Annotated in this window: 24 protein-coding genes; 19 read left to right on the plus strand and 5 right to left on the minus strand. The window is 71.5% G+C overall.

The window, feature by feature from the left end; translation table 11 throughout:
- Positions 1–9: 9 nt before the first annotated feature.
- The 4 genes from AMY39116_RS0304985 to AMY39116_RS0305000 all read right to left on the minus strand — a co-directional run bounded on the left by AMY39116_RS0304985 (position 10) and on the right by AMY39116_RS0305000 (position 4,551).
- Positions 10–852: a nitrilase-related carbon-nitrogen hydrolase gene (locus AMY39116_RS0304985; RefSeq protein ID WP_027935651.1), complete on the minus strand. Its 843-nt coding sequence runs from the start codon at positions 850–852 to the stop codon at positions 10–12.
- Positions 803–2,368, minus strand: coding sequence for an NCS1 family nucleobase:cation symporter-1 (locus AMY39116_RS0304990; protein WP_020416599.1), 1,566 nt, complete (start codon positions 2,366–2,368; stop codon positions 803–805). Before AMY39116_RS0304990 ends, AMY39116_RS0304985 begins: the two co-directional genes overlap by 50 nt.
- Positions 2,369–2,530: 162 nt before the next feature.
- Positions 2,531–2,899, minus strand: a complete 369-nt coding sequence (locus AMY39116_RS0304995; RefSeq protein WP_017981223.1) for an SSI family serine proteinase inhibitor — start codon at positions 2,897–2,899, stop codon at positions 2,531–2,533.
- A gap of 35 nt (positions 2,900–2,934) precedes the next feature.
- Positions 2,935–4,551 (minus strand): PucR family transcriptional regulator ligand-binding domain-containing protein, encoded by a 1,617-nt coding sequence (locus AMY39116_RS0305000; RefSeq protein ID WP_020416600.1) that lies wholly within the window; start codon positions 4,549–4,551, stop codon positions 2,935–2,937.
- 101 nt (positions 4,552–4,652) lie between these two features.
- On the opposite strand from AMY39116_RS0305000, the gene AMY39116_RS0305005 reads away from it, so the two are divergent.
- The 19 genes from AMY39116_RS0305005 (at position 4,653) to AMY39116_RS0305095 (ending at position 21,487) form a co-directional block, all read left to right on the plus strand.
- Positions 4,653–5,951, plus strand: a complete 1,299-nt coding sequence (locus AMY39116_RS0305005; protein WP_020416601.1) for an aspartate aminotransferase family protein — start codon at positions 4,653–4,655, stop codon at positions 5,949–5,951.
- On the plus strand, positions 5,948–7,438 hold the full coding sequence (locus AMY39116_RS0305010) for a CoA-acylating methylmalonate-semialdehyde dehydrogenase (protein ID WP_020416602.1): 1,491 nt from the start codon (positions 5,948–5,950) through the stop codon (positions 7,436–7,438). The genes AMY39116_RS0305005 and AMY39116_RS0305010 overlap by 4 nt, the downstream gene beginning before the upstream one ends.
- Before the next feature lie 87 nt (positions 7,439–7,525).
- On the plus strand, positions 7,526–8,551 hold the full coding sequence (gene hrcA, locus AMY39116_RS0305015; RefSeq protein ID WP_017981227.1) for a heat-inducible transcriptional repressor HrcA: 1,026 nt from the start codon (positions 7,526–7,528) through the stop codon (positions 8,549–8,551).
- A gap of 36 nt (positions 8,552–8,587) precedes the next feature.
- Positions 8,588–9,751 carry a molecular chaperone DnaJ gene (dnaJ, locus tag AMY39116_RS0305020; protein ID WP_020416603.1) on the plus strand — a complete coding sequence of 388 codons (1,164 nt, stop codon included), beginning with the start codon at positions 8,588–8,590 and terminating at the stop codon, positions 9,749–9,751.
- Entirely contained in the window at positions 9,751–10,503 is a 753-nt protein-coding gene (locus AMY39116_RS0305025) for a 16S rRNA (uracil(1498)-N(3))-methyltransferase (protein WP_020416604.1), read from the plus strand. Before dnaJ ends, AMY39116_RS0305025 begins: the two co-directional genes overlap by 1 nt.
- A 360-nt stretch (positions 10,504–10,863) precedes the next feature.
- On the plus strand, positions 10,864–11,223 hold the full coding sequence (locus tag AMY39116_RS0305030; RefSeq protein WP_020416605.1) for a histidine triad nucleotide-binding protein: 360 nt from the start codon (positions 10,864–10,866) through the stop codon (positions 11,221–11,223).
- Positions 11,224–11,313: 90 nt separating this feature from the next.
- Positions 11,314–12,408, plus strand: coding sequence for a PhoH family protein (locus AMY39116_RS0305035; protein ID WP_027935652.1), 1,095 nt, complete (start codon positions 11,314–11,316; stop codon positions 12,406–12,408).
- Between the two features lie 2 nt (positions 12,409–12,410).
- The gene (gene ybeY / locus AMY39116_RS0305040; RefSeq protein ID WP_017981232.1) at positions 12,411–12,959 is read left to right on the plus strand and encodes an rRNA maturation RNase YbeY; all 549 of its coding nucleotides are present in this window, start codon (positions 12,411–12,413) and stop codon (positions 12,957–12,959) included.
- Between the two features lie 11 nt (positions 12,960–12,970).
- Positions 12,971–14,308: a hemolysin family protein gene (locus AMY39116_RS0305045; protein WP_020416607.1), complete on the plus strand. Its 1,338-nt coding sequence runs from the start codon at positions 12,971–12,973 to the stop codon at positions 14,306–14,308.
- Positions 14,301–14,633, plus strand: coding sequence for a hypothetical protein (locus AMY39116_RS0305050; RefSeq protein ID WP_020416608.1), 333 nt, complete (start codon positions 14,301–14,303; stop codon positions 14,631–14,633). Before AMY39116_RS0305045 ends, AMY39116_RS0305050 begins: the two co-directional genes overlap by 8 nt.
- Complete coding sequence (gene era, locus AMY39116_RS0305055) at positions 14,630–15,523, plus strand: GTPase Era (RefSeq protein ID WP_020416609.1); 894 nt, start codon at positions 14,630–14,632, stop codon at positions 15,521–15,523. Before AMY39116_RS0305050 ends, era begins: the two co-directional genes overlap by 4 nt.
- A 73-nt stretch (positions 15,524–15,596) precedes the next feature.
- The gene (locus AMY39116_RS0305060; protein WP_020416610.1) at positions 15,597–16,319 is read left to right on the plus strand and encodes an RDD family protein; all 723 of its coding nucleotides are present in this window, start codon (positions 15,597–15,599) and stop codon (positions 16,317–16,319) included.
- A 4-nt stretch (positions 16,320–16,323) separates the two neighbouring features.
- Positions 16,324–16,737 carry a DUF2752 domain-containing protein gene (locus tag AMY39116_RS0305065; protein ID WP_020416611.1) on the plus strand — a complete coding sequence of 138 codons (414 nt, stop codon included), beginning with the start codon at positions 16,324–16,326 and terminating at the stop codon, positions 16,735–16,737.
- A gap of 12 nt (positions 16,738–16,749) precedes the next feature.
- A complete protein-coding gene (recO, locus tag AMY39116_RS0305070; RefSeq protein WP_039791214.1) occupies positions 16,750–17,505 on the plus strand; it encodes a DNA repair protein RecO in 756 nt (251 codons plus the stop codon).
- 37 nt (positions 17,506–17,542) lie between these two features.
- Entirely contained in the window at positions 17,543–18,361 is an 819-nt protein-coding gene (locus AMY39116_RS0305075) for an isoprenyl transferase (protein ID WP_020416613.1), read from the plus strand.
- Positions 18,358–18,762 (plus strand): hypothetical protein, encoded by a 405-nt coding sequence (locus tag AMY39116_RS0305080; RefSeq protein WP_017981240.1) that lies wholly within the window; start codon positions 18,358–18,360, stop codon positions 18,760–18,762. Before AMY39116_RS0305075 ends, AMY39116_RS0305080 begins: the two co-directional genes overlap by 4 nt.
- Before the next feature lie 623 nt (positions 18,763–19,385).
- Positions 19,386–20,396, plus strand: coding sequence for a permease (locus tag AMY39116_RS0305085; RefSeq protein ID WP_020416614.1), 1,011 nt, complete (start codon positions 19,386–19,388; stop codon positions 20,394–20,396).
- Positions 20,393–20,752, plus strand: a complete 360-nt coding sequence (locus tag AMY39116_RS0305090; RefSeq protein ID WP_020416615.1) for a hypothetical protein — start codon at positions 20,393–20,395, stop codon at positions 20,750–20,752. The genes AMY39116_RS0305085 and AMY39116_RS0305090 overlap by 4 nt, the downstream gene beginning before the upstream one ends.
- Before the next feature lie 12 nt (positions 20,753–20,764).
- Positions 20,765–21,487, plus strand: coding sequence for a TIGR03943 family protein (locus AMY39116_RS0305095; RefSeq protein WP_020416616.1), 723 nt, complete (start codon positions 20,765–20,767; stop codon positions 21,485–21,487).
- Positions 21,488–21,612: 125 nt separating this feature from the next.
- Here AMY39116_RS0305095 and AMY39116_RS0305100 read toward each other — a convergent pair whose 3' ends face one another.
- The gene (locus AMY39116_RS0305100; RefSeq protein WP_027935653.1) at positions 21,613–22,581 is read right to left on the minus strand and encodes an IS481 family transposase; all 969 of its coding nucleotides are present in this window, start codon (positions 22,579–22,581) and stop codon (positions 21,613–21,615) included.
- Positions 22,582–22,648 lie beyond the last annotated feature (67 nt).

The raw sequence follows: 22,648 nt of genomic DNA on the forward strand, positions 1-22,648 counted from the left end.
CGTTCTCCCTCAGGGCGCCACGAGCGGGTCGTAGGAGTCCGGGCGGCGGTCCCGGTAGAACTGCCAGAGGTTGCGGACCTCGGACAGCTTGTCCATGTCCAGGTCCCGCACCACGACCTCGTCCTCGGTGTCCGATGCGGCGTCGCCGACCAGCTCGCCGCGCGGGTCGACGAAGTAGGTCTGGCCGTAGAAGTCGTTGTCGCCCAGCGGTTCCACGCCGACCCGGTTGATCGCGCCGACGTAGTACTCGTTCGCCACGGCCGCGGCGGGCTGCTCCAGCCGCCACAGGTACTGCGACAGGCCGCGGCTGGTCGCCGACGGGTTGAACACGATCTTCGCCCCGGCCAGGCCCAGCGCGCGCCAGCCCTCCGGGAAGTGCCGGTCGTAGCAGATGTAGACGCCGATGCGGCCGACCGCGGTGTCGAACACCGGGTAGCCGGTGTTGCCGGGCCGGAAGTAGAACTTCTCCCAGAAGCCCTTGACCTGCGGGATGTGGTTCTTCCGGTACTTGCCCAGGTACTTGCCGTCGGCGTCGATCACGGCGGCGGTGTTGTAGTAGACGCCGGCCTGCTCCTCCTCGTACATCGGCGCCACGATCACGATGCCGTGCCGCTCGGCGACCTCCTGCAGCAGCTCCGTCGTGGGGCCGTCCGGGATGCCCTCGGTGTAGGAGTAGTAGTCGGCGTCCTGCACCTGGCAGAAGTACGGACCGTAGAACAGTTCCTGCAGGCACACGACCTGCGCGCCCTGCGAGGCGGCGGTGCCGATCGCGTCGACCGCGCCGGCGATCATCGAGTCCTTGTCACCCGTCCACCGCTGCTGTACCAACGCGGCTCGGACCAGATTGCTCACGGGTTTCCTCCTTCGGTTGACGGTGCGCCCAGGACAGGGCGAGGTAGACGACGAAGGCGCCGGCCAGACCGGCGACCCAGCTGTAGTCGTAGACGGGCTTGAGGAACGGGATCAGCCCGTCGGCGGGGAACGGCCCCTGCGAACCCGGCGCGGTGTAGGCGCCGCCGACCGCGAGCACCCCGCCGACGGCCGTGGCCACCAGCGCGCGCCAGTTCCAGCCGGCGCGGAACCAGTACCGCCCGCCCTCGGCGTAGAGCCCGGCCAGGTCCAGGTTGGTGCGCTTGACGACCCAGTACCCGGCCACCAGCACCCCGGCGACCGCGCCGAGCACGCCGCCGTAGAAGCCCAGCCAGGCGAAGATGTAGATGTCGGGGTCGGAGTAGAGCTTCCACGGCATGATCACCACGCCGATCACGCCGGTGATCAGGCCGCCGACGGCGAAGGTGATCCGCTTGGGGAAGGCGTTGGAGAAGTCGTAGGACGGGCTGACCACGTTCGCCGCCAGGTTCGCCGAGATCGTGGCGAGCACCAGCGCGATCAGCGCCACCACCACCAGCGCCGGGCTGGAGAACCGGTCGGCCAGCTGCGCCGGGTCCCAGATCGCCTCGCCGTAGAGCACCTGGCCGCCGGAGGTGGTCAGGATCGCCACGATCGCTATGAACGTCATCGTGGTCGGCAGGCCGAGCACCTGGCCGCGGGCCTGTTTGCGCTGGCTGCCGCCGAAGCGGGTGAAGTCCGGCATGTTCAGCGACAGCGTCGACCAGAACGCGATCATCGCCATCAGCGACGGCGCGAAGATCTTCCAGAAGTCGGCGCCCCAGCCGAGCTGCGCCGGTTCGGACAGGATCGGACCGAGGCCGCCCGCCTTGATCAGCACGTAGGCGAGCAGGATCAGGAACCCGACCGACACCAGCGGCGCGGTCCAGTTCTCGAACCGCCGCACCGCCTCCATCCCGCGCCAGATGATCAGCATCTGGACCACCCAGAAGATGCCGAACGACAGCCACAGCGTCCACGGCTGGCCGCCCACCTCGGCCGCATTGCGCCACCCCGACCCGGTCAGCTTGCCGACCAGGATGTAGATCGCCTCACCACCGACCCAGGTCTGGATGCCGAACCAGCCGCACGCGATGAACGCCCGCAGCAGCGCGGCCAGGTTCGCTCCCCGTATTCCGTAGAAGGCACGCGCGAACACCGGGAACGGGATTCCGTACTTGGTGCCTGCGTGGCTGTTGAGCAACATCGGGATCAGCACGATCAGGTTGCCCAGGGTGATCGTGATGAGCGCCTGGAGCCAGTTCATCCCCAGCGCGATCAACGACGCGGCGAGCGCGTAGCTGGGAATGTTGTGCGCCATTCCCATCCACAGGGCGAAATAGTTGTAGGTGCTCCAGGTGCGTTTTTCGACGGGCACCGGAGCGAGCTCGTCGTTGAAGAACCGGCTACCCCGGATCGGCGCGGTGTCGCTGAGATCCACCCGGCCGTCCGGTCGCGTGATCTGCGAGGTGGGTTCCATTGCGGAATCCTGCTCGTCCCCGCGGCGGGGGAGGCACTGTCAGAGTGTTCACCGTTGCCCGCGTCGGAACGCATTGTGTCGATTGCGCCCGGCGCGGGCCGGTGCATCACCCGGATGTGAAAGCCGGTTGTGACAGCCGGTCAACCTACGCGAAACACGGGCTCAGAATTCGAAGACCCCGCCGGACTCGGCGGCCGCGGCGCACTTGTTGCCGAAGGTGTGGGTGTAGACCACCGGCTTGCCGCGCCAGTGGCCCTTGGCGGTGGCCGTGGTCGGGCTGTAGATCATCGGGCACACCGTCGCCTCGCCGGGGATGCGCTCGATGTCGCCGTCCACAGTGGTCAGCGTGGCGCAGGCCTTGGTCTTGCCGGGGTGGCTGCCGCCCGCCGGGTGGCAGTCCAGGCTCACGGTGACGACCCGGCCCGCGCCGTCCTGCAGGGAGAGCATCAGGCTGGCCGCGGGGGTCTGGGCGGGCGGGGCGGCCAGGGCCAGCACCGACGCCGCGGCGGGGAGTAGGGCGGAAAAAGGCATATCGGGGCTATCGGCTGGTCCAGCCCGGATCTGTGTTACCGGTTCGGGTGATCGTCGGAAAGATCATGGGCCAGCAGCGCGAGGTAGAGCGACAGCATCGATTCAGGGTCCTCCAGCGGCACGCCGAGCACCTGCTCGATTCGCGCGAGCTGCTGGTAGTAGGCGGTGCGGGAGGTGTGCGCGGCCGCGGCCGCCGCGGACTTGTTGCCGCCGTGCTCGCAGTAGTGCCGCAGGGCCTGGACCAGCCGGGTGCCCGACGCCGCGTCGCGCGACAGCAGCGGGCCCAGCTCGCGCTCGGCGAAGGCCCGGACACGCTCGTCGTCGGCGAGCAGGTGCAGCAGGCCGCGCAACCGGACGTCCTGCAGCCGGTGCACCTCGCGGTCGGTGTCCGAGCGCAGCGCCGCCGCGGCGACGTGGGCGGCCTCGACCAGGCTGCGGCGGGCGTCGGCGGCGCTGTCCACGACCGTGCCGACCGCCAGCACCGTGGGCACCGACGTCGGCCGCGCCCGCAGCTCGGCGGACAGCCGCCGCAGCACCGCGTCGACGTTTGCCTGCGGCGAGAGCGACAACAACGCGCGCACGCTGACGTCGTCGACGACCGCCACGAGCGCGGACACCTTCGCACGGCGGGTGGCCAGGGAGACGGTCTCGGCGAGGTCCCGCAACACCGTCGGCGCGGACGCCGCATGCCGTTGCGACGCGGTCATCCGGGGCCGGACCGCGACGCCCACCAGCCGCCCGGACAACGGCGAGCCCAGCGCGGCCGCACGCGCGAGCAGCTCGGTGGACGGGGCGGGCGAGGTCATCAGCTCGGCGAGCACGGCCCGGTGCGCCTGTCGCTCCAGGCTGTCCGCCTCGCGAGCGACCAGCCGGTGCACGGCGAGCGCGGACGCCGCCCGCTCGGCGACCACGACGTGCCGGTCCGGCGGCGGCTCGTCGCACACGACCACCAGCCGTCCCCAGTCGTGCCCGCGGGCGCCGACGACGGTGACCAGCCAGCCCGCGTCGGCGTGGTAGCCGGTCCGCTCGCCCAGGTGCACGGTGCGGGAGCGGGACGGCCAGCCGGTCAGCAGCTCGGCCGGATCGGTGCCCGCGGAGTCGTAGGCGAGCACCTCGTGGGCCAGGGTCTCCAGCACGACCGGCGACTCGGTCATGTGCGCGACCTCGCGCAGCACCTCGGCCGGCTCCGCGCCCGCGACGGTGAGCTGCGTGAACACCTGGTGCACGTGCTCGGCCGCGCGCAGCTCGGCGACCTGGGCGTCCACGATCAGCCCGTTCACCGCCTCGGTGACCGCGACGTACCGCGTCTCGCGGGACAGGGTGATCAACGGCAGCTCGTGCCGCGCGGCCGCGTCGACCAGAGCCCGCGGCAGCGCGTCGCTCCAGTGCCGGACCAGCTCGACCACCAGCCCGGCGACCCCGGCCTCGGCGAGCCCGTCCACGTACTTCGCCAGCTGCGCGGCGTCGTCCGGCAGCGCGATCCCGGTGGTCAGGACCAGCTCGCCGCCCTTGAGCAGGTGCCCGATGTCGGCGACCTCGGCGACGTGCACCCACCGCACCCGGGTGTCCAGCTTCTGCCCGCCGGCCACGACCTTCGGGCGGCCGTGCCGCAGCACCGGCAGGGCCAGCACGTCCGCGACCGTCGGGTACAAGCGCCACCACCTCCGCAGAAAGCAGACTGTACGGCCGATCGGGCCATTGGGTACATGTTGTGTGTGGTGGCCGGGCGCGGCGGCCACCGAGACTGGCGGGCATGAGCGAATCGGAGCTGCTGGCCCGGCACCGGGCGGTCCTGCCGAACTGGCTGGCCCTGTACTACGACGAGCCCCTGGAGATCGTGCGAGCGCAGGGGAGGCGGGTCACCGATTCCTCCGGAACCACCTATCTGGACTTCTTCGCCGGCATCCTCACCAACGCCATCGGCTACGACGTCGCCGAGATCTCCGACGCGATCCGCGCCCAGGTCGACTCCGGCGTCCTGCACACCTCGACGCTGTACCTGATCCGCAAGCAGGTCGAGCTCGCCGAGCAGATCGCGGAGCTGTCCGGCATCCCGGACGCGAAGGTGTTCTTCACCAACTCCGGCACCGAGGCCAACGAGACCGCGCTGATGCTCGCGACCCAGTACCGCCGCTCCAACCAGGTGCTCGCGATGCGCAACAGCTACCACGGCCGGGCGTTCGCCACGATCGGCATCACCGGCAACCGCGGCTGGTCGGCCAGCTCGCTCTCGCCCGTGAAGGTCTCCTACGTCCAGGGCGGCTACCGCTACCGGGACGCCTTCCGCGACCTGTCCGACGCCGACTACGTGCGTGCCTGCACCGACGACCTGCGGGACGTCCTGGAGACCACCACGTCGGGCGACGTGGCCGCGTTGATCGCCGAGCCGATCCAGGGCGTCGGCGGGTTCAACGTACCGCCGGACGGGCTGTTCGCCGCCTTCAAGGAGGTCCTCGACGAGTACGGCATCCTGCTGATCTCCGACGAGGTCCAGACCGGCTGGGGCCGCACCGGCGAGCACTTCTGGGGCATCCAGGCGCACGGCGTCACCCCGGACGCGATGACGTTCGCCAAGGGCCTCGGCAACGGGCTGGCGATCGGCGGCGTCGTGGCGCGCGGCGACCTGATGGACTCCATCACCGCGAACTCGATCTCGACCTTCGGCGGCAACCCCGTGTCCACCGCGGGCGCGAAGGCGACGCTGGACTACCTGCTCAGCCACGACCTCCAGGGCAACGCCGCGAAGCAGGGCGCGCGGCTGCTGACCGGGCTGCGCGACATCGCCGAGCGCTACGACGTCGTCGGCGACGTGCGCGGCAAGGGACTGATGATCGGCGTCGAGCTGGTCGAGCCGGACGGCGCGCCGAGCCCGGAGGCCGCGCGGCTGGTGCTGGAGGAGACCCGCGCCCGTGGTCTGCTGGTCGGCAAGGGCGGGCTGCACGGCAACGTGATCCGGCTGGCGCCGCCGATGACCCTGACCGACGACGAGACCGGCGAAGCGCTCGAAATCCTGCGGGAGTCGATCGCCGCCGTGCAGGAGGCGCGGAAGTGACGCAGCGGATCAGCCACTGGATCGACGGCAAGAGCTGGGCTGGGGTCGCGGACCGGACCGGGGAGGTGTTCGACCCCGCCACCGGTGAAGTGCGCGCTCGCGTGGACTTCGCCGGTGGCGGGCAGGTGGACGAGGCCGTCGCGGCGGCCGCGCGCGCCTTCCCCGGCTGGCGGGACACCTCGCTCGCGGCCCGGTCGCGGGTGCTGTTCCGGTTCCGCGAGCTGCTCACCGAGCGCAAGGACGAGCTGGCCGCGATCATCACCGCCGAGCACGGCAAGGTGCTCTCCGACGCGGCCGGTGAGATCGCCCGCGCCATCGAGAACGTCGAGTACGCCTGCGGCGCGCCGCAGATGCTCAAGGGCGGGTTCAGCGAGAACGCCTCCACCGGGGTGGACGTGTACTCGATCGCGCAGCCGCTCGGCGTGGTGGGCGTGATCTCGCCGTTCAACTTCCCGGCGATGGTGCCGCTGTGGTTCGTGCCCAACGCGCTGGCCTGCGGCAACACGGTCGTGCTGAAGCCGAGCGAGAAGGACCCGTCGGCGTCGCTGTTCATCGCCGAGCTGTTCGCCGAAGCCGGGTTGCCGGACGGGGCGCTCAACGTGCTGCACGGGGACAAGGTCGCGGTCGACGGGCTGCTGACGCACCCGGTGGTGAAGGCGATCTCGTTCGTCGGCTCGACGCCGATCGCGCGGTACGTCTACGAGACCGCCACCGCGCACGGCAAGCGGGTGCAGGCGCTGGGCGGGGCGAAGAACCACATGGTCGTGCTGCCTGACGCCGACCTCGACCTGGCCGCGGACGCCGCCGTGTCGGCCGGGTTCGGGTCGGCGGGGGAGCGGTGCATGGCGGTGTCCGTGGTGGTCGCCGTCGACCCGGTCGGCGACGAGCTGGTGTCGAAGATCGCCTCGCGGATGGGTTCGCTGACGGTCGGCGACGGGCGGTCGCCGGACTCGGAGATGGGCCCGCTGGTGACCGCGGCGCACCGCGACCGGGTGCAGTCCTATGTGGAGGCCGGCGTGTCCGCGGGTGCGTCGCTCGTGGTGGACGGCCGGTCGGTTTCCGTGCCCGGCGGCGGGTTCTGGCTCGGGCCGACGCTGTTCGACCGGGTGCGCGCCGACATGGCGATCTACACGGACGAGATCTTCGGCCCGGTGCTGTCGGTCGTCCGCGCCGGCAGCTACGACGACGCGCTGGCGCTGGTGAACGCCAACGCCTACGGCAACGGAACGGCGATCTTCACCAACGACGGCCGCGCCGCGCGGCGGTTCCAGAACGAGGTCGAGGTCGGGATGGTCGGGCTCAACGTGCCCATCCCGGTGCCCGTCGGGTACTACTCGTTCGGCGGCTGGAAGGACTCCCTCTTCGGCGACAGCCACGCCTACGGGCCGGAGGGGTTCCACTTCTTCACCCGGACCAAGGTCGTCACGTCGCGCTGGCCGGACCCCTCGCAGGGCGGGGTGAACCTGGGCTTCCCGCGCAACTCCTGAGCGCCCGCTCACCGAGCTGGGACACGCCGCCCGCGCCTTCCGTAAACTCGTGGTGAGATACCCGCCGTAGGAGTTCGGAGGTGAGGCGTGCCCAGCTCGGAGGAGCGTCGCTTCGAGGTCCTGCGCGCCATCGTCGCGGACTACGTGTCCACCCACGAGCCGGTCGGCTCCAAGGCCCTCGTGGACCGGCACAGTCTCGGCGTGTCCAGCGCGACGGTGCGCAACGACATGGCGGTGCTGGAGGAGGAGGGGTACATCACCCAGCCCCACACCAGCGCCGGCCGCATTCCCACCGACAAGGGCTACCGGCTCTTCGTCGACAAGTTGTCCGAGGTCAAGCCGTTGAGCCCGGCCGAGCGGCGGGCGATCATCAGCTTCCTCGACGGGGCGCTGGACCTGGACGACGTCCTGCGCCGCTCGGTGCGGCTGCTCGCGCAGCTGACCAGGCAGGTCGCGGTCATCCAGTACCCGACGATGTCGAACTCGTCGCTGCGCCACCTGGAAGTGGTGCCGCTCACACCGGCCCGCCTGATGCTGGTGATCATCACCGACTCCGGGCGCGTCGACCAGCGCACCGTCGACCTCGGCGACGTGATGACCGAGGAGAACGTCGCCCGCATCCGCGAGATGCTCAACGCGGCGCTGGCCGGCCGCCGCCTCACCGACGCGGCCACCCGGGTCACCGAACTGCCCGACCAGGCGCCCGGCGAGCTGCGCGACGCCCTCGTGCGGATCTGCACGTTGCTGGTCGAGCACCTGGTGGAGCACCCCGAGGAACGGCTGGTCCTCGGCGGCACGGCGAACCTCACCCGCAGCGTCGCCGACTTCCCCGGGTCGCTGCGCCAGGTGCTCGAGGCGCTCGAAGAACAGGTCGTGGTGCTCAAGCTGCTCGCCGCGGCGCGCAACCCCGGTGCGGTCACCGTTCGCATCGGTGAAGAGAATGAAGACGAGCAGATGCGCAGCACCTCGGTCGTGTCGATCGGCTACGGCAAGAACGACATGCTGCTCGGCGGTATGGGTGTGGTCGGTCCGACCCGGATGGACTACCCCGGCACGATCGCCGCGGTGCGCGCGGTGGCCAACTACGTGGGGCAGATCCTGGCCGGCGGCTAGCCAGGGCGATGCTTGTCTAGGAGGACGGTTCAGAAGGTGGCCAGGGACTACTACGGCATCCTCGGGGTGCCCAAGAACGCGAGTGATCAGGAGATCAAGCGCGCCTACCGCAAGCTCGCCCGCGAGCTGCACCCCGACGTCAACCCGTCCGAGGACGCCCAGCACAAGTTCAGCGAGGTCACCACGGCGTACGAGGTCCTGTCGGACCCGCAGAAGCGCAAGATCGTGGACCTCGGCGGCGATCCGCTGGACAACGGGGCCCGCGCCGGTGGTGGCGGCGGCGACCCGTTCGGCGGGTTCGGCGGTCTCGGCGACATCATGGACGCCTTCTTCGGCGCGGCCACCGGCGGCGGCCGCGGGCGCGGTCCGCGCAGCCGCGTCCAGCCCGGCTCGGACGCGCTGATCCGGATCAGCCTCAGCCTCGAAGAGTGCGCGACCGGGGTCGACAAGGAGATCACCGTCGACACCGCGGTGCTGTGCGACCAGTGCCACGGCAACGGCACCGCCCCCGGCGGCACCGTCAAGACCTGCGACACGTGTGGCGGGCAGGGTGAGATCCAGTCCGTGCAGCGGTCCTTCCTCGGCCAGGTCGTCACCTCGCGGCCGTGCCCGGTGTGCCGCGGCTTCGGCGAGGTCATCACCGACCCGTGCCGCCAGTGCGGTGGCGACGGCCGGGTGCGCGCCCGCCGTTCGGTGACCGCGAAGATCCCGGCCGGTGTCGGCGACGGGATGCGGATCCGGCTGTCGGCCCAGGGCGAGGTCGGCCCCGGTGGCGGCCCGGCCGGCGACCTCTACATCGAGGTCGACGAGGAGCCGCACGAGGTGTTCGTGCGCGAGGGCCACGACCTGCACTGCAACCTGCGGATCCCGATGACGGCGGCCGCGCTGGGCGCCACGGTGCCGCTGGAGACCCTGATCGACGGCGAGTACGAGCTGTCGGTGGACCCGGGCACCCAGTCGGGCACCGAGCTGGTGCTGGCGGGGATGGGCATGCCGCGGCTGCGCTCGTCCGGGCGGGTCGACGGGCGAGGTGACCTGCACGTCCACGTGGACGTCGCGGTGCCGACCAAGATCGACGAAGCCCAGCGCGAGCTGTTGCAGCAGCTGGCCCAGCTGCGCGGCGAGGAGGCCGGGGTGACGTCCAACGGGCGGCACCAGGGCGGGCTGTTCTCGAAGCTGCGCGCCAAGAGCCACAAGTAATGCCGTCCACCACGCCGCCGGTGTTCCTGGTCGAGGAGCTGCCGGCGGGTTCGCGGTTCGCGTTGTCCGGCGAGGAGGCCCGCCACGCGGCGACCGTGCGGCGCATGCGCGCGGGGGAGCGGCTGGTCGCCTCCGACGGCCGGGGTTCCGCCGCGGAGTGCGTGATCGCGGAGGTCCGGCCGGGCCGTGAACCGGTGCTGGACCTGGAGGTGTCCCGGCGGTGGACGGAGGCCGCGCCCGCGCTGCGGGTCGTGGTGGCGCAGGCGCTGGCCAAGGGCGACCGCGGCGAGCTGGCCGTGGAGCTGGCGACGGAGGCCGGCGCGGACGAGATCCTGCCGTGGCGGGCCGAGCGCAGTGTGGTGCGCTGGGAGGAGGGCCCGCGCGGGGCGAAGGCGCTGGCCCGCTGGCAGAACACCGCCCGCGCGGCGGCCAAACAGGCCCGGCGGGCGTGGGTGCCGCCGGTGCGCGAGCCGGTGAGCACGGCCGAGCTGGCGGCGGTGGCGGCCAACGCGGCGTGCGCGGTGGTGCTGGAGGGCAGTGCTTCGCGGCGGCTGACCGAGCTGTCGTTGCCCGCCGCCGGTGATCTGCTGCTGGTGGTCGGCCCGGAGGGCGGCATCACTGACGGCGAGGTGGACGCCCTGACGTCGGCGGGCGCGATCGGGGTCCGGCTGGGACCGACGGTGCTGCGCACGTCCAGTGCGGCCGCGGTGGCCCTGGGCGCACTCGGCGCGATGACTTCCCGCTGGGCCTGACCGTCACGCGCTGTCGTCGCCGGACCGGGCGAACCGTGGAACCGGTCACCTCGGCGGAACATCACGGAAACCGCACCGCAAGCGGCTCAACGGCTGATTCGCGTACCGCCCGTCTTCGAAACCTGGAAAAAATTGGGTGTCGACTGTGGCGCGCCGGGCATCGCACCCATTACCCTGACCCACACGACACCTGGGGTCGCCCCCGGGTGCCCAAAGCCCCGCCGGACACCTCCCCCCTCGGTCCGGCGGAGCCGCGGAGGCGGTGGAGCGACCCCCAGGCTCCACCGCCCCGCGGCGTCTACCGCGAGTCGCGACTTCCCTTGCGCCACCGCACTTCCCGCACGCGATAGGGTTCGGCGCATGAGTGATGCCGAGACGCTGTTCGAGCGGATCATCGCCGGTGAGATCCCGAGCGAGAAGGTGTACGAAACTGAAACGACATTCGCGTTTCGGGATATCCAGCCGCAGGCTCGCGTGCACGTGCTCGTGGTGCCGAAGAAGCGTTACCGGAATGTCGCCGAGCTGGCCGCGGCCGATCCGCAACTGCTCTCCGACGTGCTGACGACCGCCGCGAAGGTCGCCGAACTCGAGGGCATCGCCGAGTCCGGCTACCGAGTGGTCTTCAACACGGACAGTGACGCCGGTCAGACCGTCTTCCACGTGCACGCGCACGTCCTCGGCGGAGAACAGCTCGGGTTCTTCGGGCGAGTCGCGAAGTAACCGACTGCGCGCGCCCCGCCCGGCCCGCTAGCATCGATGGGGTAAGCAGGAAGAGAGCAGCGGAAACGCAGAAGGCAGGCCCGAGGACACTTGGCCGGAACCGCACAGGGTGGAGCCGCCCGATCGGACGTTCCCGAGAGCGCCGGGGACGTCACTGAGACCACCGGAACCGCACGGAGCACGCGCAGCGCCCAGTCCCGGTTCCCCATTCCGGACGGCGCGGTGCTGACGCTGCTCGGATCCCGCGACGAGAACCTGCGGGTGGCCGAGGAACTGCTGGCCGCCGACGTCCACGTCCGGGGCAACGAGGTCACCCTCACCGGGGAGCCCGCGGACGTCGCGTTCGGCGAGCGCGTGTTCGCCGAACTGGTCGCGCTGGCCGGGCGCGGCCAGCAGGTCGGCCCGGACACCGTCCGCCGCACCGTCGGCATGCTGTCGGCAGGCGGCGCGGAGTCGCCGGCCGAAGTGCTCAGCATGGACATCCTGTCCAGGCGCGGACGCACCATCCGACCCAAGACGCTGAACCAGAAGCGCTACGTCGACGCCATCGACAAGCACACGATCGTGTTCGGGGTCGGCCCGGCCGGCACCGGCAAGACCTACCTGGCGATGGCGAAGGCCGTGCAGGCGCTGCAGGCCAAGGCGATCACCCGGATCATCCTCACCCGCCCCGCGGTCGAGGCCGGGGAGCGGCTCGGCTTCCTGCCGGGCACGCTGTCCGAGAAGATCGACCCGTACCTGCGGCCGCTGTACGACGCGCTGCACGACATGGTCGACCCGGACTCGATCCCGCGCCTGATCCAGGCGGGCACGATCGAGATCGCGCCGCTGGCCTACATGCGCGGCCGCACCCTCAACGACGCGTTCATCATCCTCGACGAGGCGCAGAACACCACGCCCGAGCAGATGAAGATGTTCCTCACCCGGCTCGGCTTCGGCTCGAAGATCGTGGTGACCGGCGACATCACGCAGGTCGACCTGCCGAGCGGGCAGAAGTCGGGCCTGCGAGTGGTGCGTGAGATCCTGGAAGGCGTGGAAGACTTGCATTTCGCCACGCTGACCAGCTCCGACGTGGTGCGCCACCGGCTGGTCGGGGACATCGTGGACGCCTACGAGAAGTGGCAGGCCGAGCAGGACGCCGAGCGCGGCACCGGCACCGGGAACGGCTGGCGGGGCCGGCACTGAGCATGACCATCGAGATCGCGAACGAGTCCGGCGTCGCGGTGGACGAGACGTCGATCGTCTCGGCCGCGCGCTTCGCGCTGGACCGCATGGAGGTCAGCCCGCTCGCCGAGCTGTCGGTGGTGCTGGTGACCCTGGACGTTATGTCCGACCTGCACGAGCGGTGGATGGACCTGCCCGGTCCCACCGACGTCATGGCCTTCCCGATGGACGAGCTGGACGCCGCCCGCCGCCCCGACGCCGGTGACCCGTCGCCTGCGCTGCTCGGCGACATCGTGCTGTGCCCGGCCTTCGCCAGGGACCAGGCCCGCACCGCCGGTCACTCGCTGCTCGACGAGCTGCACCTGCTGACCGTGCACGGCGTGCTGCACCTGCTCGGCTACGACCACGCCGAGCCCGCCGAGGAACGCGAGATGTTCGGGCTGCAGAAGCGGATCCTCGCCGACTTCCAGGCCGCCGTCGCGGAGGCGAGGCGCCGCGACGCGCAGCGCACGGCCGACGACCGGCTGCTGGGGGCAGCGGGCCTGGACGGCCCCGCCGACGCCGAAAGCTGAGGCTGCCGGAGATGGCGAGTTCGGCCGCTCTCCTGGTGATCGCCGTGGCGCTGGTGCTGCTCGGCGCGGTGCTGGCGGCCGCCGACGCGGCCGTGAGCACCGTGTCCAAGGCCCGCGCGGAGGGGCTGGTCCGGATGGGCCGGCCCGGCGCCCGCCAGCTGGCCATGGTGATCGACGAGCGGCGCAGGCACATCAACCTGCTGGTGCTGCTGCGGCTGGGCTGCGAGCTGACCGCGACGGTCCTGGTCACCGTCGTGTTCCTGCGGTGGATCAAGCCGGAAGCGCTGGCGCTGGTGGTGGCCGCGCTGGTCATGGTGCTGGTCAGCTACGTCCTCATCGGCGTCGGGCCGCGCACCATCGGCCGCCAGTACCCGTACCGCGTCGGCACGGTCATCGCCTGGCCGGTGCGGGTCCTCGGGTCGATCCTCGGGCCGCTGTCCCGGCTGCTGATCATCCTCGGCAACGCGATCACCCCCGGCCAGGGCTTCCGCGAAGGCCCGTTCACCACGGAAATCGAGCTGCGCGAGCTGGTCGACCTTGCCGAGGAACGCGGTGTGGTTGAGCCGGGCGAGCGGCAGATGATCCACTCGGTGTTCGAGCTCGGCGACACGGTGGCGCGCGAGGTGATGGTGCCGCGCACCGAGATCATCTGGATCGAGCAGACCAAGAGCGTCCGGCAGGCGCTCGCGCTGTCGTTGCGCACCGGGTACACGCGGCTGCCGGTGATCGGCGAGTCGGTGGACGACATCGTCGGCGTGGTCAACATCAAGGACCTGGTCCGGGCGCAGCTGGAGGGCGGCGAGGCCAAGCCGGTGTCGGACCTGATGTACCCGGCCAGCTTCGTGCCCGACTCCAAGCGGCTGGACGACCTGCTGCGGGAGATGCAGGTGTCGCACAACCACCTGGCGATCGCGGTCGACGAGTACGGCGGCACCGCCGGCCTGCTGACCATCGAGGACATCCTGGAGGAGATCGTCGGCGAGATCACCGACGAGTCCGACCTGGAGGAACGGCCGCCGGTCGAGCACCTCGACGACCGGACGGTCCGGGTGTCCGCGCGGCTCGGCGTCGGCGACCTCGGCGAGCTGTTCGGACTGGAACTGGAGGACCACGACGTGGAAACGGTCGGCGGTCTGCTCGCCCAGCGGCTCGGGCGCGTGCCGCTGCCCGGCGCCGAAGCCGAAGTGGACGGCCTGCGGCTGCACGCCGAGGGCGGCAAGGACCGCCGCGGCCGGATGCGGATCACGACCGTGGTCGTGCAGGCGGAGAGCGACGAGCTGGCCGGACGTAGGGTGCGTACCGGGAACGGTGACCACGACGAGGCCGACAGGAGTGTGGACCATGCCTGACCTGGACCCGGAGGACGAGAAGATCGTCATCCTCGCCCGATCCGCGCGGGCGCGGAACTCCGCCGCCGAGGGCGCCGCGGTGCGCGACACCGACGGCCGCACCTACGCGGCCACCACGGTCGACCTGCCCTCGTTCAAGATCACCGCGTTGCAGGCGGCGGTCGCGGCGGCGGTGTCCAGCGGGGCGGAAGGCCTGGAGGCGGCCGCGGTCGTCACGGCCGAGCCGTTCGTGGCCGAGGCGTCCGTGCAGGCGGTACGCGATCTGGCGAAGACGGCGACGATCCTGCGGGCCGATCCGTCCGGGACAGTGCGGGAAGTCCTGTGACCCACCGCTCCGGTTTCGCCTGCTTCGTCGGCCGTCCCAACGCCGGCAAGTCCACCCTGACCAACGCGCTGGTCGGCACCAAGGTCGCGATCACCTCGAGCAAGCCGCAGACCACCCGGCACGCCATCCGCGGCATCGTCCACCGCGACGACGCCCAGCTGGTCATCGTGGACACGCCCGGCGTGCACAAGCCGCGGACCCTGCTCGGGCAGCGGCTCAACGACGTCGTGCGCGAGACGTGGTCCGAAGTGGACGTCGTCGGGTTCTGCGTGCCCGCCGACGAGAAGGTCGGCCCCGGCGACCGCTACATCGCGAGCGAGCTGCGCAAGGTCGCCAAGCGCACGCCGGTCATCGGGATCGTCACCAAGACCGACGTCGCCAAGCCGGAGCAGATCGCCGAGCAGCTGCTGGCGCTGCAGGACGTGCTGGACTTCGAAGAGCTGATCCCGGTGTCCGCCGTGGACGGTTTCCAGGTGAAGCAGCTGGAGGACCTGCTGGTCGCGCGGCTGCCGGAGGGTCCGCAGCTCTACCCGGACGGCGACCTGACCGACGAGCCGGAGCAGACGCTCGTGGCGGAGCTGATCCGTGAGGCGGCGCTGGAGGGCGTGCGCGACGAGCTGCCGCACTCCATCGCGGTGACCGTCGAGGAGATGCTGCCGCGCGAGGACAAGCGGGACCTGCTCGACATCTACGCCACGGTGTACGTCGAGCGGCCCAGCCAGAAGGGCATCATCCTGGGCCACCAGGGCGAGCGGATGAAGGCCGTCGGGGCACAGGCGCGGCAGCAGATCCAGAAGCTGCTGGGCACGAAGGTCTACCTCAACCTGCACGTGAAGGTCGCCAAGGACTGGCAGCGCGACCCGAAGCAGTTGCGCCGCTTGGGTTTCTGACGGTTCCGTCTGCCCTCGGAGGGCCACCGGGTACGCTGCCGCCCGACGTGATCCACTCCGAGGGGGAAATCCAGTGACCAATCCCTATGGGCAGCCGCCGGGGCAGCAGCCCTACGGGCAGTACCCGCAGACCGGCCCGCAGCCCTACGGCCAGCCGTCCGGCGGGTTTCAGCAGCCATACCCGCAGCCCGGCTACCCGGCGTACGGGCCGCCGCAGGGCTATCCCGGCCAGCCGCCATATGGCCAGCCCCAGTACGGCGCCATCCCGCCGATGCCGGGCCAGGCGCACATCGTCGTGCCGGGGTCGCAGATCCAGTTCCGGCACACGCCGCCGCTGGTGCTGGCGACGATGGGCAGCCGCTTCCTCGCCCGGCTCGTGGACGGGCTGATCATCGGCGTGCCGCTGACGATCCTCGTGCTGATCCTGCAGCTCGCCGTGCTCGCCGGCGACCCGAGCACGTGGTGGATCTTCCTCCTGTTTCTGCCGCTCACCTCGCTGTCGGTGCTGGTGTACGAGGGCGCGATGCTCGCCACGCGCGGCGCGACGGTCGGCAAGAACGTGGCGGGCATCCGGATCGTCACCGAGCAGTCGGCGGGACAGCCGGGCGCGGGGATCGGCGGCGGGCCCGCGTTCACCCGGCTGGCCACGATGGTGCTGCCGGGCCTGATCCCGTGCGTCGGCGGTCTGGTCGAGCTGCTGGTGGTGCTGTCGCCGTTCTTCGACGAGCAGGCGCGCCAGGGCTGGCACGACAAGGCCGCGAAGACTTACGCGATCTCGACGAAGGCGCTGTACTGAAGGCATGGGCGAACGGTCGTGGCGGAGCGTGCGGGCCACGCCCGCCGTGGCCGCCGCCGGTCTCGCGGCCGGGGTGGCGCTGGGCACCGGCGTGCTCCGGATCCCGTGCTGGTTCCACGCGCTGACCGGCCTGGACTGCCCGTTCTGCGGCGGCAGCCGGGCGCTGGGCGCGTTGTTGCACGGCGATGTGGTCGCGGCCCTGTCGTACAACGCGTTCGCGCTGGTGGTGCTCCTCCCGCTGGCGGTGGCCACGCTGGTCGCGGCGCTCCGGTGGGAGGCCGGGCTGGCGGGCAGGTGGTGGCCGCCCGGAGCGCGGGGACGGTGGCTCACGCTGGCCGTCGCCGGTGCCGCGCTCGTGTGGTGGGCAGGGCGGAACCTGCCGTTCGCGCCGTTCACCGGGTTGTCCGCGTACGCGTGAGACCATGGGGACGTGAGTCTTTATCGCGACACCGGCGTGGTGCTGCGGGTCCACAAGCTGGGTGAGGCGGACCGCATCATCACCTTCCTCACGCGGCGGTACGGCAAGGTCCGGGCCGTCGCGAAGGGGGTGCGCCGCACGACGTCGCGGTTCGGGGCGCGGCTGGAGCCGTTCGGGCACGTCGACGTGCAGTTCTACACCGGGCGCACCCTGGACGTGATCACGCAGGTCCAGACGGTCGACGCGTTCGCGTTGCCGCTGGTGGGCGACTACCAGCGCTACACGGCGGCCAGCGCGATCGCCGAGACCGCCGACCGGCTCACCGTCGAGGAGGGCGAGCCGGCGATGCGGCTGTACCTGCTGGTCGTGGGGGCGTTGCGGGCGCTCGCCGACGGTCAGCGGGACGCCTCGCTGGTGCTGGACGCGTTCCTGCTGCGGGCGATGGCGTTCGCGGGCTGGGCGCCGGCGATCACCGAGTGCGCGCGGTGTGGCCTGCCCGGCCCGCACACCGCGTTCAACGTGCAGGCGGGCGGCCTGCTGTGCGGCAACTGCCGGGTGCCGGGGTCGGTGCATCCGGCGCCCGAGGTGCTGGTGCTGCTGGAGTCGCTCCTGCACGGCGACTGGGACGTCGCGGAGGCCTCGGTCGCCGGGACCAGGCGGGACGCCAGCGGCATCGTGGCCGCTCACCTGCAGTGGCACCTGGAGCGGCAGCTGAAGTCGTTGCCGCTCGTCGAGAGGCGTGCCAGGGAGCTCCAGCCGGGCAAGTAGGGTCGGAAGCCGCAACCCGAGGCAGTGGGAGGATCAGGTGCGGCTCAAGGCACGTGCGGCGCGTTCGGCGGCAGTGGAACTGCGGGCCCCGGACCCGCACCCGTCCGGCGCGAAGCCGCCGGCGATCCCCGCCGAGCTGGTGCCGAACCACGTCGCACTGGTCATGGACGGCAACGGCCGCTGGGCCAACCAGCGCGGCCTGCCGCGAATCGAGGGGCACAAGCGCGGCGAGGCCGTGATGATCGACGTCGCCAGCGGGGCCGTCGAACTGGGCGTCAAGTGGCTGTCGGTGTACGCGTTCTCGACGGAGAACTGGAAGCGAAGTCCCGACGAGGTGCGGTTCCTGATGGGCTTCAACCGGGACACCATCCGCCGCCAGGTCGACTACCTGGGCTCGATCGGCGTCCGGATCCGGTGGGCCGGGCGCGCGCCGCGGCTGTGGCGCAGCGTCATCAAGGAGCTGCAGGCGGCCGAGGAGAAGACCAAGCACAACACGTTGCTGAACATGACGATGTGCGTGAACTACGGCGGGCGCGCGGAGATCGCCGACGCGGCCCGCCAGGTGGCGCGGCTGGCCGCCGAGGGCAAGATCAACCCGGACAAGGTGGACGAGCGGATGCTCGCGAAGTACATGTACCAGCCGGAGATGCCGGACGTGGACCTGTTCCTGCGGCCCTCCGGCGAGCTGCGGACGTCGAACTTCATGCTCTGGCAGTCGGCCTACGCCGAGTTCGTGTTCCAGGACACGCTGTTCCCGGACTTCGACCGGCGCCAGCTGTGGGCGGCGTGCGAGGAGTACGCGCGCCGGGACCGCCGGTTCGGCGCCGCGGTGGACGCGGCGAAGGGGGCGTCGTGAACACGGAGGCGGCGGACACCGCGGAGCTGCTCAGCCGGGCCCGGGAGGCGCTGGAGACGTACCTGGAGGTCCACGTCGACGACGACGGCGCGTTGACGTTTTCGCACAATGGCGTGCCCTGCGTGATCCAGTCGACGCAGCTCGCCGAGGGCCTCACGGTGCTCAGCCTGACCTGCGTGGTCGGCTGGGACCTGCCCGACGACCCGGCCTTCGCGGCGAAGGCGGCCGAACGCGCCGGGCAGGGCCTGTTCGGCACGCTGGGGGTGCAGCACGCGGAGCGTGGGCTGGACCTGACGCTGCGGTACGCGTTCCCCGCGCAGGGGCTGGAGATCTCCGCACTGGGAACCCTGCTGATGCTGGTGGTCTCGACGGCTTCGCAGCTGCGCGCCGAGCTGACGTAGGCCCCGGCTGCGCGGTTGAGTGGTTGCGCGGCTCGGGCGGCTCGGGGTTGGGACATGAGGCTGCGGGAACGCCGGGCGGCGAGAAGGCCGGACCGTGGGACCGCCGGGCGCGGGAACACCGGGCGGCAGGACCACCGGGCGCGGGAACACCCGGCGGCAGGACCACCGGGCGCGGGAACACCCGGCGGCAGGACCACCGGGCGCGGGAACACCCGGCGGCAGGACCGCCGGGTGCGGGAACACCGGGCGGCGGGAAGGCCCGACCGTGGGACCGCCGGGTGGCCGGCCGCCCGGGGTTGGCACGCGGATGGCGCGAACGCAGGGTGGGGGAAGCGCGGTCGGGGTTCGGGCAGTGGAGCGTCGCAGCCTGGGGCTGCGGCATTAGCACCGCAGGGTGGATCCCGGACCGGTGAAAGGGCTGGCTGGGCTGCGCTACTGCACACCGCCCCCGCTCACCACCCGCGACTCACCAACCACCCACCTCCCTCCGCCCCACCCCCACCTCACCAACCCGCCACTCGCACCCGCACGACTGGCCACTTCAAGCGCCTCAGCGCACGAGATGACCCACTCGTCGACCCAACCGAGGCATCCTGTCGCCGGTGCCTGGCAGTATCGGCCCGGTGAGCGAAGTACTGGACCGGACCGAGCCCGAGGGCAAGCGGCGTCGCGGGCGGATCACCTCCATCGAGGTGCTCTGCGCCCTCCTCGTCGTCGCCGTGCTCGGGCAGGGCTGGCTGCGTGACGTGCTCGACGTGCCCGCCCTGCGGACCGGCTCCACGGTGTTCGTCGCGGTGTGCGTGCAGGCCCTGCCGTTCCTCGTGCTCGGCGTGCTGATCAGCGGGGCAATCGCGGCGTTCGTGCCTGCCCGCGTCCTGCGGCGGGTCATCCCGCGCAACCAGGCGGGCGCCGTGGGCGTCGCGGGGCTCGCCGGGGTCGCCCTGCCCGGCTGCGAGTGCGCGTCCGTCCCGGTGGCGCGCCGCCTCATCGGGCAGGGTGTGGCACCTGCCGCCGCGCTCACCTTCCTGCTCGCCGCGCCGGCCGTGAACCCCGTCGTGCTCGTCGCCACCGCGGTCGCCTTCCCGGGGCAGCCCGAGATGGTGCTCGCCCGGTTCCTCGCCTCCTTCGCGACCGCCGTCGTGATGGGCCTGCTCTGGGCGAAGTGGGGCAAGCTCGACTGGATCGTCCAGCGCGCCCTCGAGCGCCTGCCCGAGGGCGGCAACCGGTGGCGCATCTTCACCGAGACCGCCCGCGCCGACCTGGTCGAGTCGGCCGGGTTCCTGGTGCTCGGCGCCCTCATCGCCGCCGCCATGAACGTCCTCGTGCCCGCGGCGTGGTTCGAGGTCCTGAGCAACCAGATCGTGCTGGGCGTGCTCGTCATGGCCGTCCTCGCGGTGGTGCTCGCCCTGTGCAGCGAGGCCGACGCGTTCGTGGCCGCCTCGCTCACCGCGCTGCCGCTGCTGCCGCGGCTGGTGTTCCTGGTGGTCGGCCCGGCCATCGACGTGAAGCTGTTCGCCCTGCAGGCAGGCACCTTCGGGCGGTCTTTCGCGGTACGGTTCGCCCCGGTGACGTTCGTCGTGGCGACCGCCTGCGCGGTGATCGTCGGGGTCCTCGTCCTGGGAGGTGCGAGATGATCCAGCAACAGCCGCGGACCGGCCTCGCCGTCGCGTCGGCCGCGCTCGGCGCCGTCGGGATCGTGATGGCCATGTCGGTGTGGGTCACGTGGGCGTTCGTCCGGCCGCGGGCCGGGGACGCGCTGCCCTCGCCGCTGGCCGTGGTGCTCACGTTGGTGCTCGGCGCGCTGTGGGTCCTGATCCTGGTGCTGGCGGTGCTGGCCGTCCTGTTCGGCGTCCTGGGCCGCGACGCCGCGGGCGGGCTGGCGCGCGCCGGGATCGTGTTCGGGTCGCTCGCCGCGTTGCTCGCGCTGGCCGGCGCCGTCGCGTTCGTGGTGTCCGCGGCCGACTGGCTGACCGTCGTCCCGACACGGTAGGGGAGGAACCAGGTGCGTCGCGAAACGCAGAACATCCTGCTCGTGCTGCTCGGCGGGGCGCTGTTGAAGATCGGCGTCAACGGCGATTACCTGCGCTACGTCAAGCCCGCCCAGCAGCCGTGGGTGGTCGCCGGGGGAGCGGTCATCCTGCTGCTCGGCGCGGTCGCGATCGTGCGGGACGTGCTGGCCGCGCGCCAGGCCAGGACGGTCACCGCGGGCCACGACCACCACCACCCGGCGCGGTCGGCGTGGCTGCTGGTCGTCCCGGTGCTGGCGGTGTTCCTCGTCGCGCCGCCCGCCCTCGGTTCCGACTCGGTCATCCGCACCTCGGCGGGCGCGCCCCGCTCGGCCGTCGCCCAGGACGCCGCCGCCTTCCCACCGCTTCCGGCCGGCGACGTGGTGCCGCTGACCCTCACCGAGTTCGTGACGCGAGCCGGCTGGGATTCCCGCGGCTCCCTCAACGGCCGGACGGTCCGGCTGAGCGGTTTCGTCGTGCACGGCAAGGAAGGCGTGCTGCTGGCGCGAATGGTGATCCGGTGCTGCGCGGCCGACGCGGCGCCGATGACGGTCCGCCTGACCAGCCCCCAGGCGGCCCGCTACCCCGACGACACGTGGCTGGAGGTGACCGGGCAGGTGGTCCCCGGCACGGCCGTCGCCGCGAACGGCTACACGCCGGACGTCACGGTCACCGCACTCCAGCCGATCCCCGCACCCCAGGACGCCTATGAGTACTAGACGAGTGACGCCGAGCTCGATCAGTGGCCGCAGGCGACCAGGGATCGGGCGGCAGGCCGGTGCAGACCAGGTGCATCGATCTCGGCCCGCCGTCACCGTCTCCCCACACCGCCCAGACCGCGGACCTAGCTGTAGTGCCCAGTGAGGTTGTCGACGCGCGTGATGGGTGGTTGGCCGTTGAGGGCGGTGTGGGTGCGGTGGTGGTTGTAGTGGTGGAGGAAGTCGGGTAGTGCGTTGGCTCGTTGTTCTGAGTTGGTGAAGGGTTGGGCGTAGGCCCATTCTTCGGCGAGGGTGCGGTTGAAGCGTTCGGCTTTGCCGTTGGTTTGGGGTCGGTAGGCGCGGGTGAAGCGATGGCTGGCCCCGATGTCGGCCAGCGCGGTGCGGAAGGCGAGCGAGCGCCGGTAAGCCAGGGCGTTGTCAGTCATGACCCGCTCAATGGCGGGGATGCCGTGGGCGGCGAAGGCCTGTGCGGCGCGGCGGAGGAAGGCGGCGCAGGTGGTGGCGGTTTCGTCGGGGTGGATCTCGGCATAGGCCAGCCGGGAGTGATCGTCGACGGCGCAGTGCACGAACTCAAACCCGACCCGGGGTGCGCGGCGGGCGGCCTTGTGCTGATCACTGCCGCGACCGTGAGCCCACCATCCGCCACCTTCGCGGAGCCGTCCGAGTTTTTTCACATCGACATGCACCAGCTCGCCCGGCCGGTCCCGCTCATAATGGCGGATCGGCTCGCCGGTGGGCCGGTCCAGCCAGGCCAGCTTGGGCATGCCGCGCCGCACCAGGATGCGGTGCACCGTCGAGGCAACCATGCCGAGGATTCCCGCGATCCGCGCGGGACCGAGCCGGCGGTCCTGCCGCAGCCGCAGGACCTCCTGCTCCACCTCGGCAGAAACCCGAGTGGGCGAGGTGTGCGGCCGGCTGGTCCGATCGGCCAGCCCGGCCTGGCCCTCCTCGCGGAACCGGCGCACCCACTTATGCCCGGTCGCCCGCGACACCCCCATCTCCGCCGCCACATGCGCCACCGGCCGCCCCGCCGCGACACGCTCGACCAGCAACCGCCGCCCATACTCCGTCAACCGGGCATTACGGTGAGACACGAAGACCTCCGTTCGTGCGGGAAAGGCGTCAAGCACCTTCACCCCACACGGAGGTCTTCACCTTGAT

This window comes from Amycolatopsis sp. ATCC 39116, from assembly GCF_000231075.2.
GTDB lineage: Bacteria > Actinomycetota > Actinomycetes > Mycobacteriales > Pseudonocardiaceae > Amycolatopsis_E > Amycolatopsis_E tucumanensis.

Excerpts from the sequence above, each read along its gene's own strand:
- AMY39116_RS0304990 (WP_020416599.1), bottom strand. The coding sequence starts at position 2,368 with ATGGAACCCACCTCGCAGATCACGCGACCGGACGGCCGGGTGGATCTC.
- AMY39116_RS0304995 (WP_017981223.1), bottom strand. The coding sequence starts at position 2,899 with ATGCCTTTTTCCGCCCTACTCCCCGCCGCGGCGTCGGTGCTGGCCCTG.
- AMY39116_RS0305005 (WP_020416601.1), top strand. The coding sequence starts at position 4,653 with ATGAGCGAATCGGAGCTGCTGGCCCGGCACCGGGCGGTCCTGCCGAAC.
- AMY39116_RS0305025 (WP_020416604.1), top strand. The coding sequence starts at position 9,751 with ATGCCGTCCACCACGCCGCCGGTGTTCCTGGTCGAGGAGCTGCCGGCG.
- AMY39116_RS0305030 (WP_020416605.1), top strand. The coding sequence starts at position 10,864 with ATGAGTGATGCCGAGACGCTGTTCGAGCGGATCATCGCCGGTGAGATC.
- ybeY (WP_017981232.1), top strand. The coding sequence starts at position 12,411 with ATGACCATCGAGATCGCGAACGAGTCCGGCGTCGCGGTGGACGAGACG.
- AMY39116_RS0305045 (WP_020416607.1), top strand. The coding sequence starts at position 12,971 with ATGGCGAGTTCGGCCGCTCTCCTGGTGATCGCCGTGGCGCTGGTGCTG.
- AMY39116_RS0305050 (WP_020416608.1), top strand. The coding sequence starts at position 14,301 with ATGCCTGACCTGGACCCGGAGGACGAGAAGATCGTCATCCTCGCCCGA.
- AMY39116_RS0305065 (WP_020416611.1), top strand. The coding sequence starts at position 16,324 with ATGGGCGAACGGTCGTGGCGGAGCGTGCGGGCCACGCCCGCCGTGGCC.
- AMY39116_RS0305090 (WP_020416615.1), top strand. The coding sequence starts at position 20,393 with ATGATCCAGCAACAGCCGCGGACCGGCCTCGCCGTCGCGTCGGCCGCG.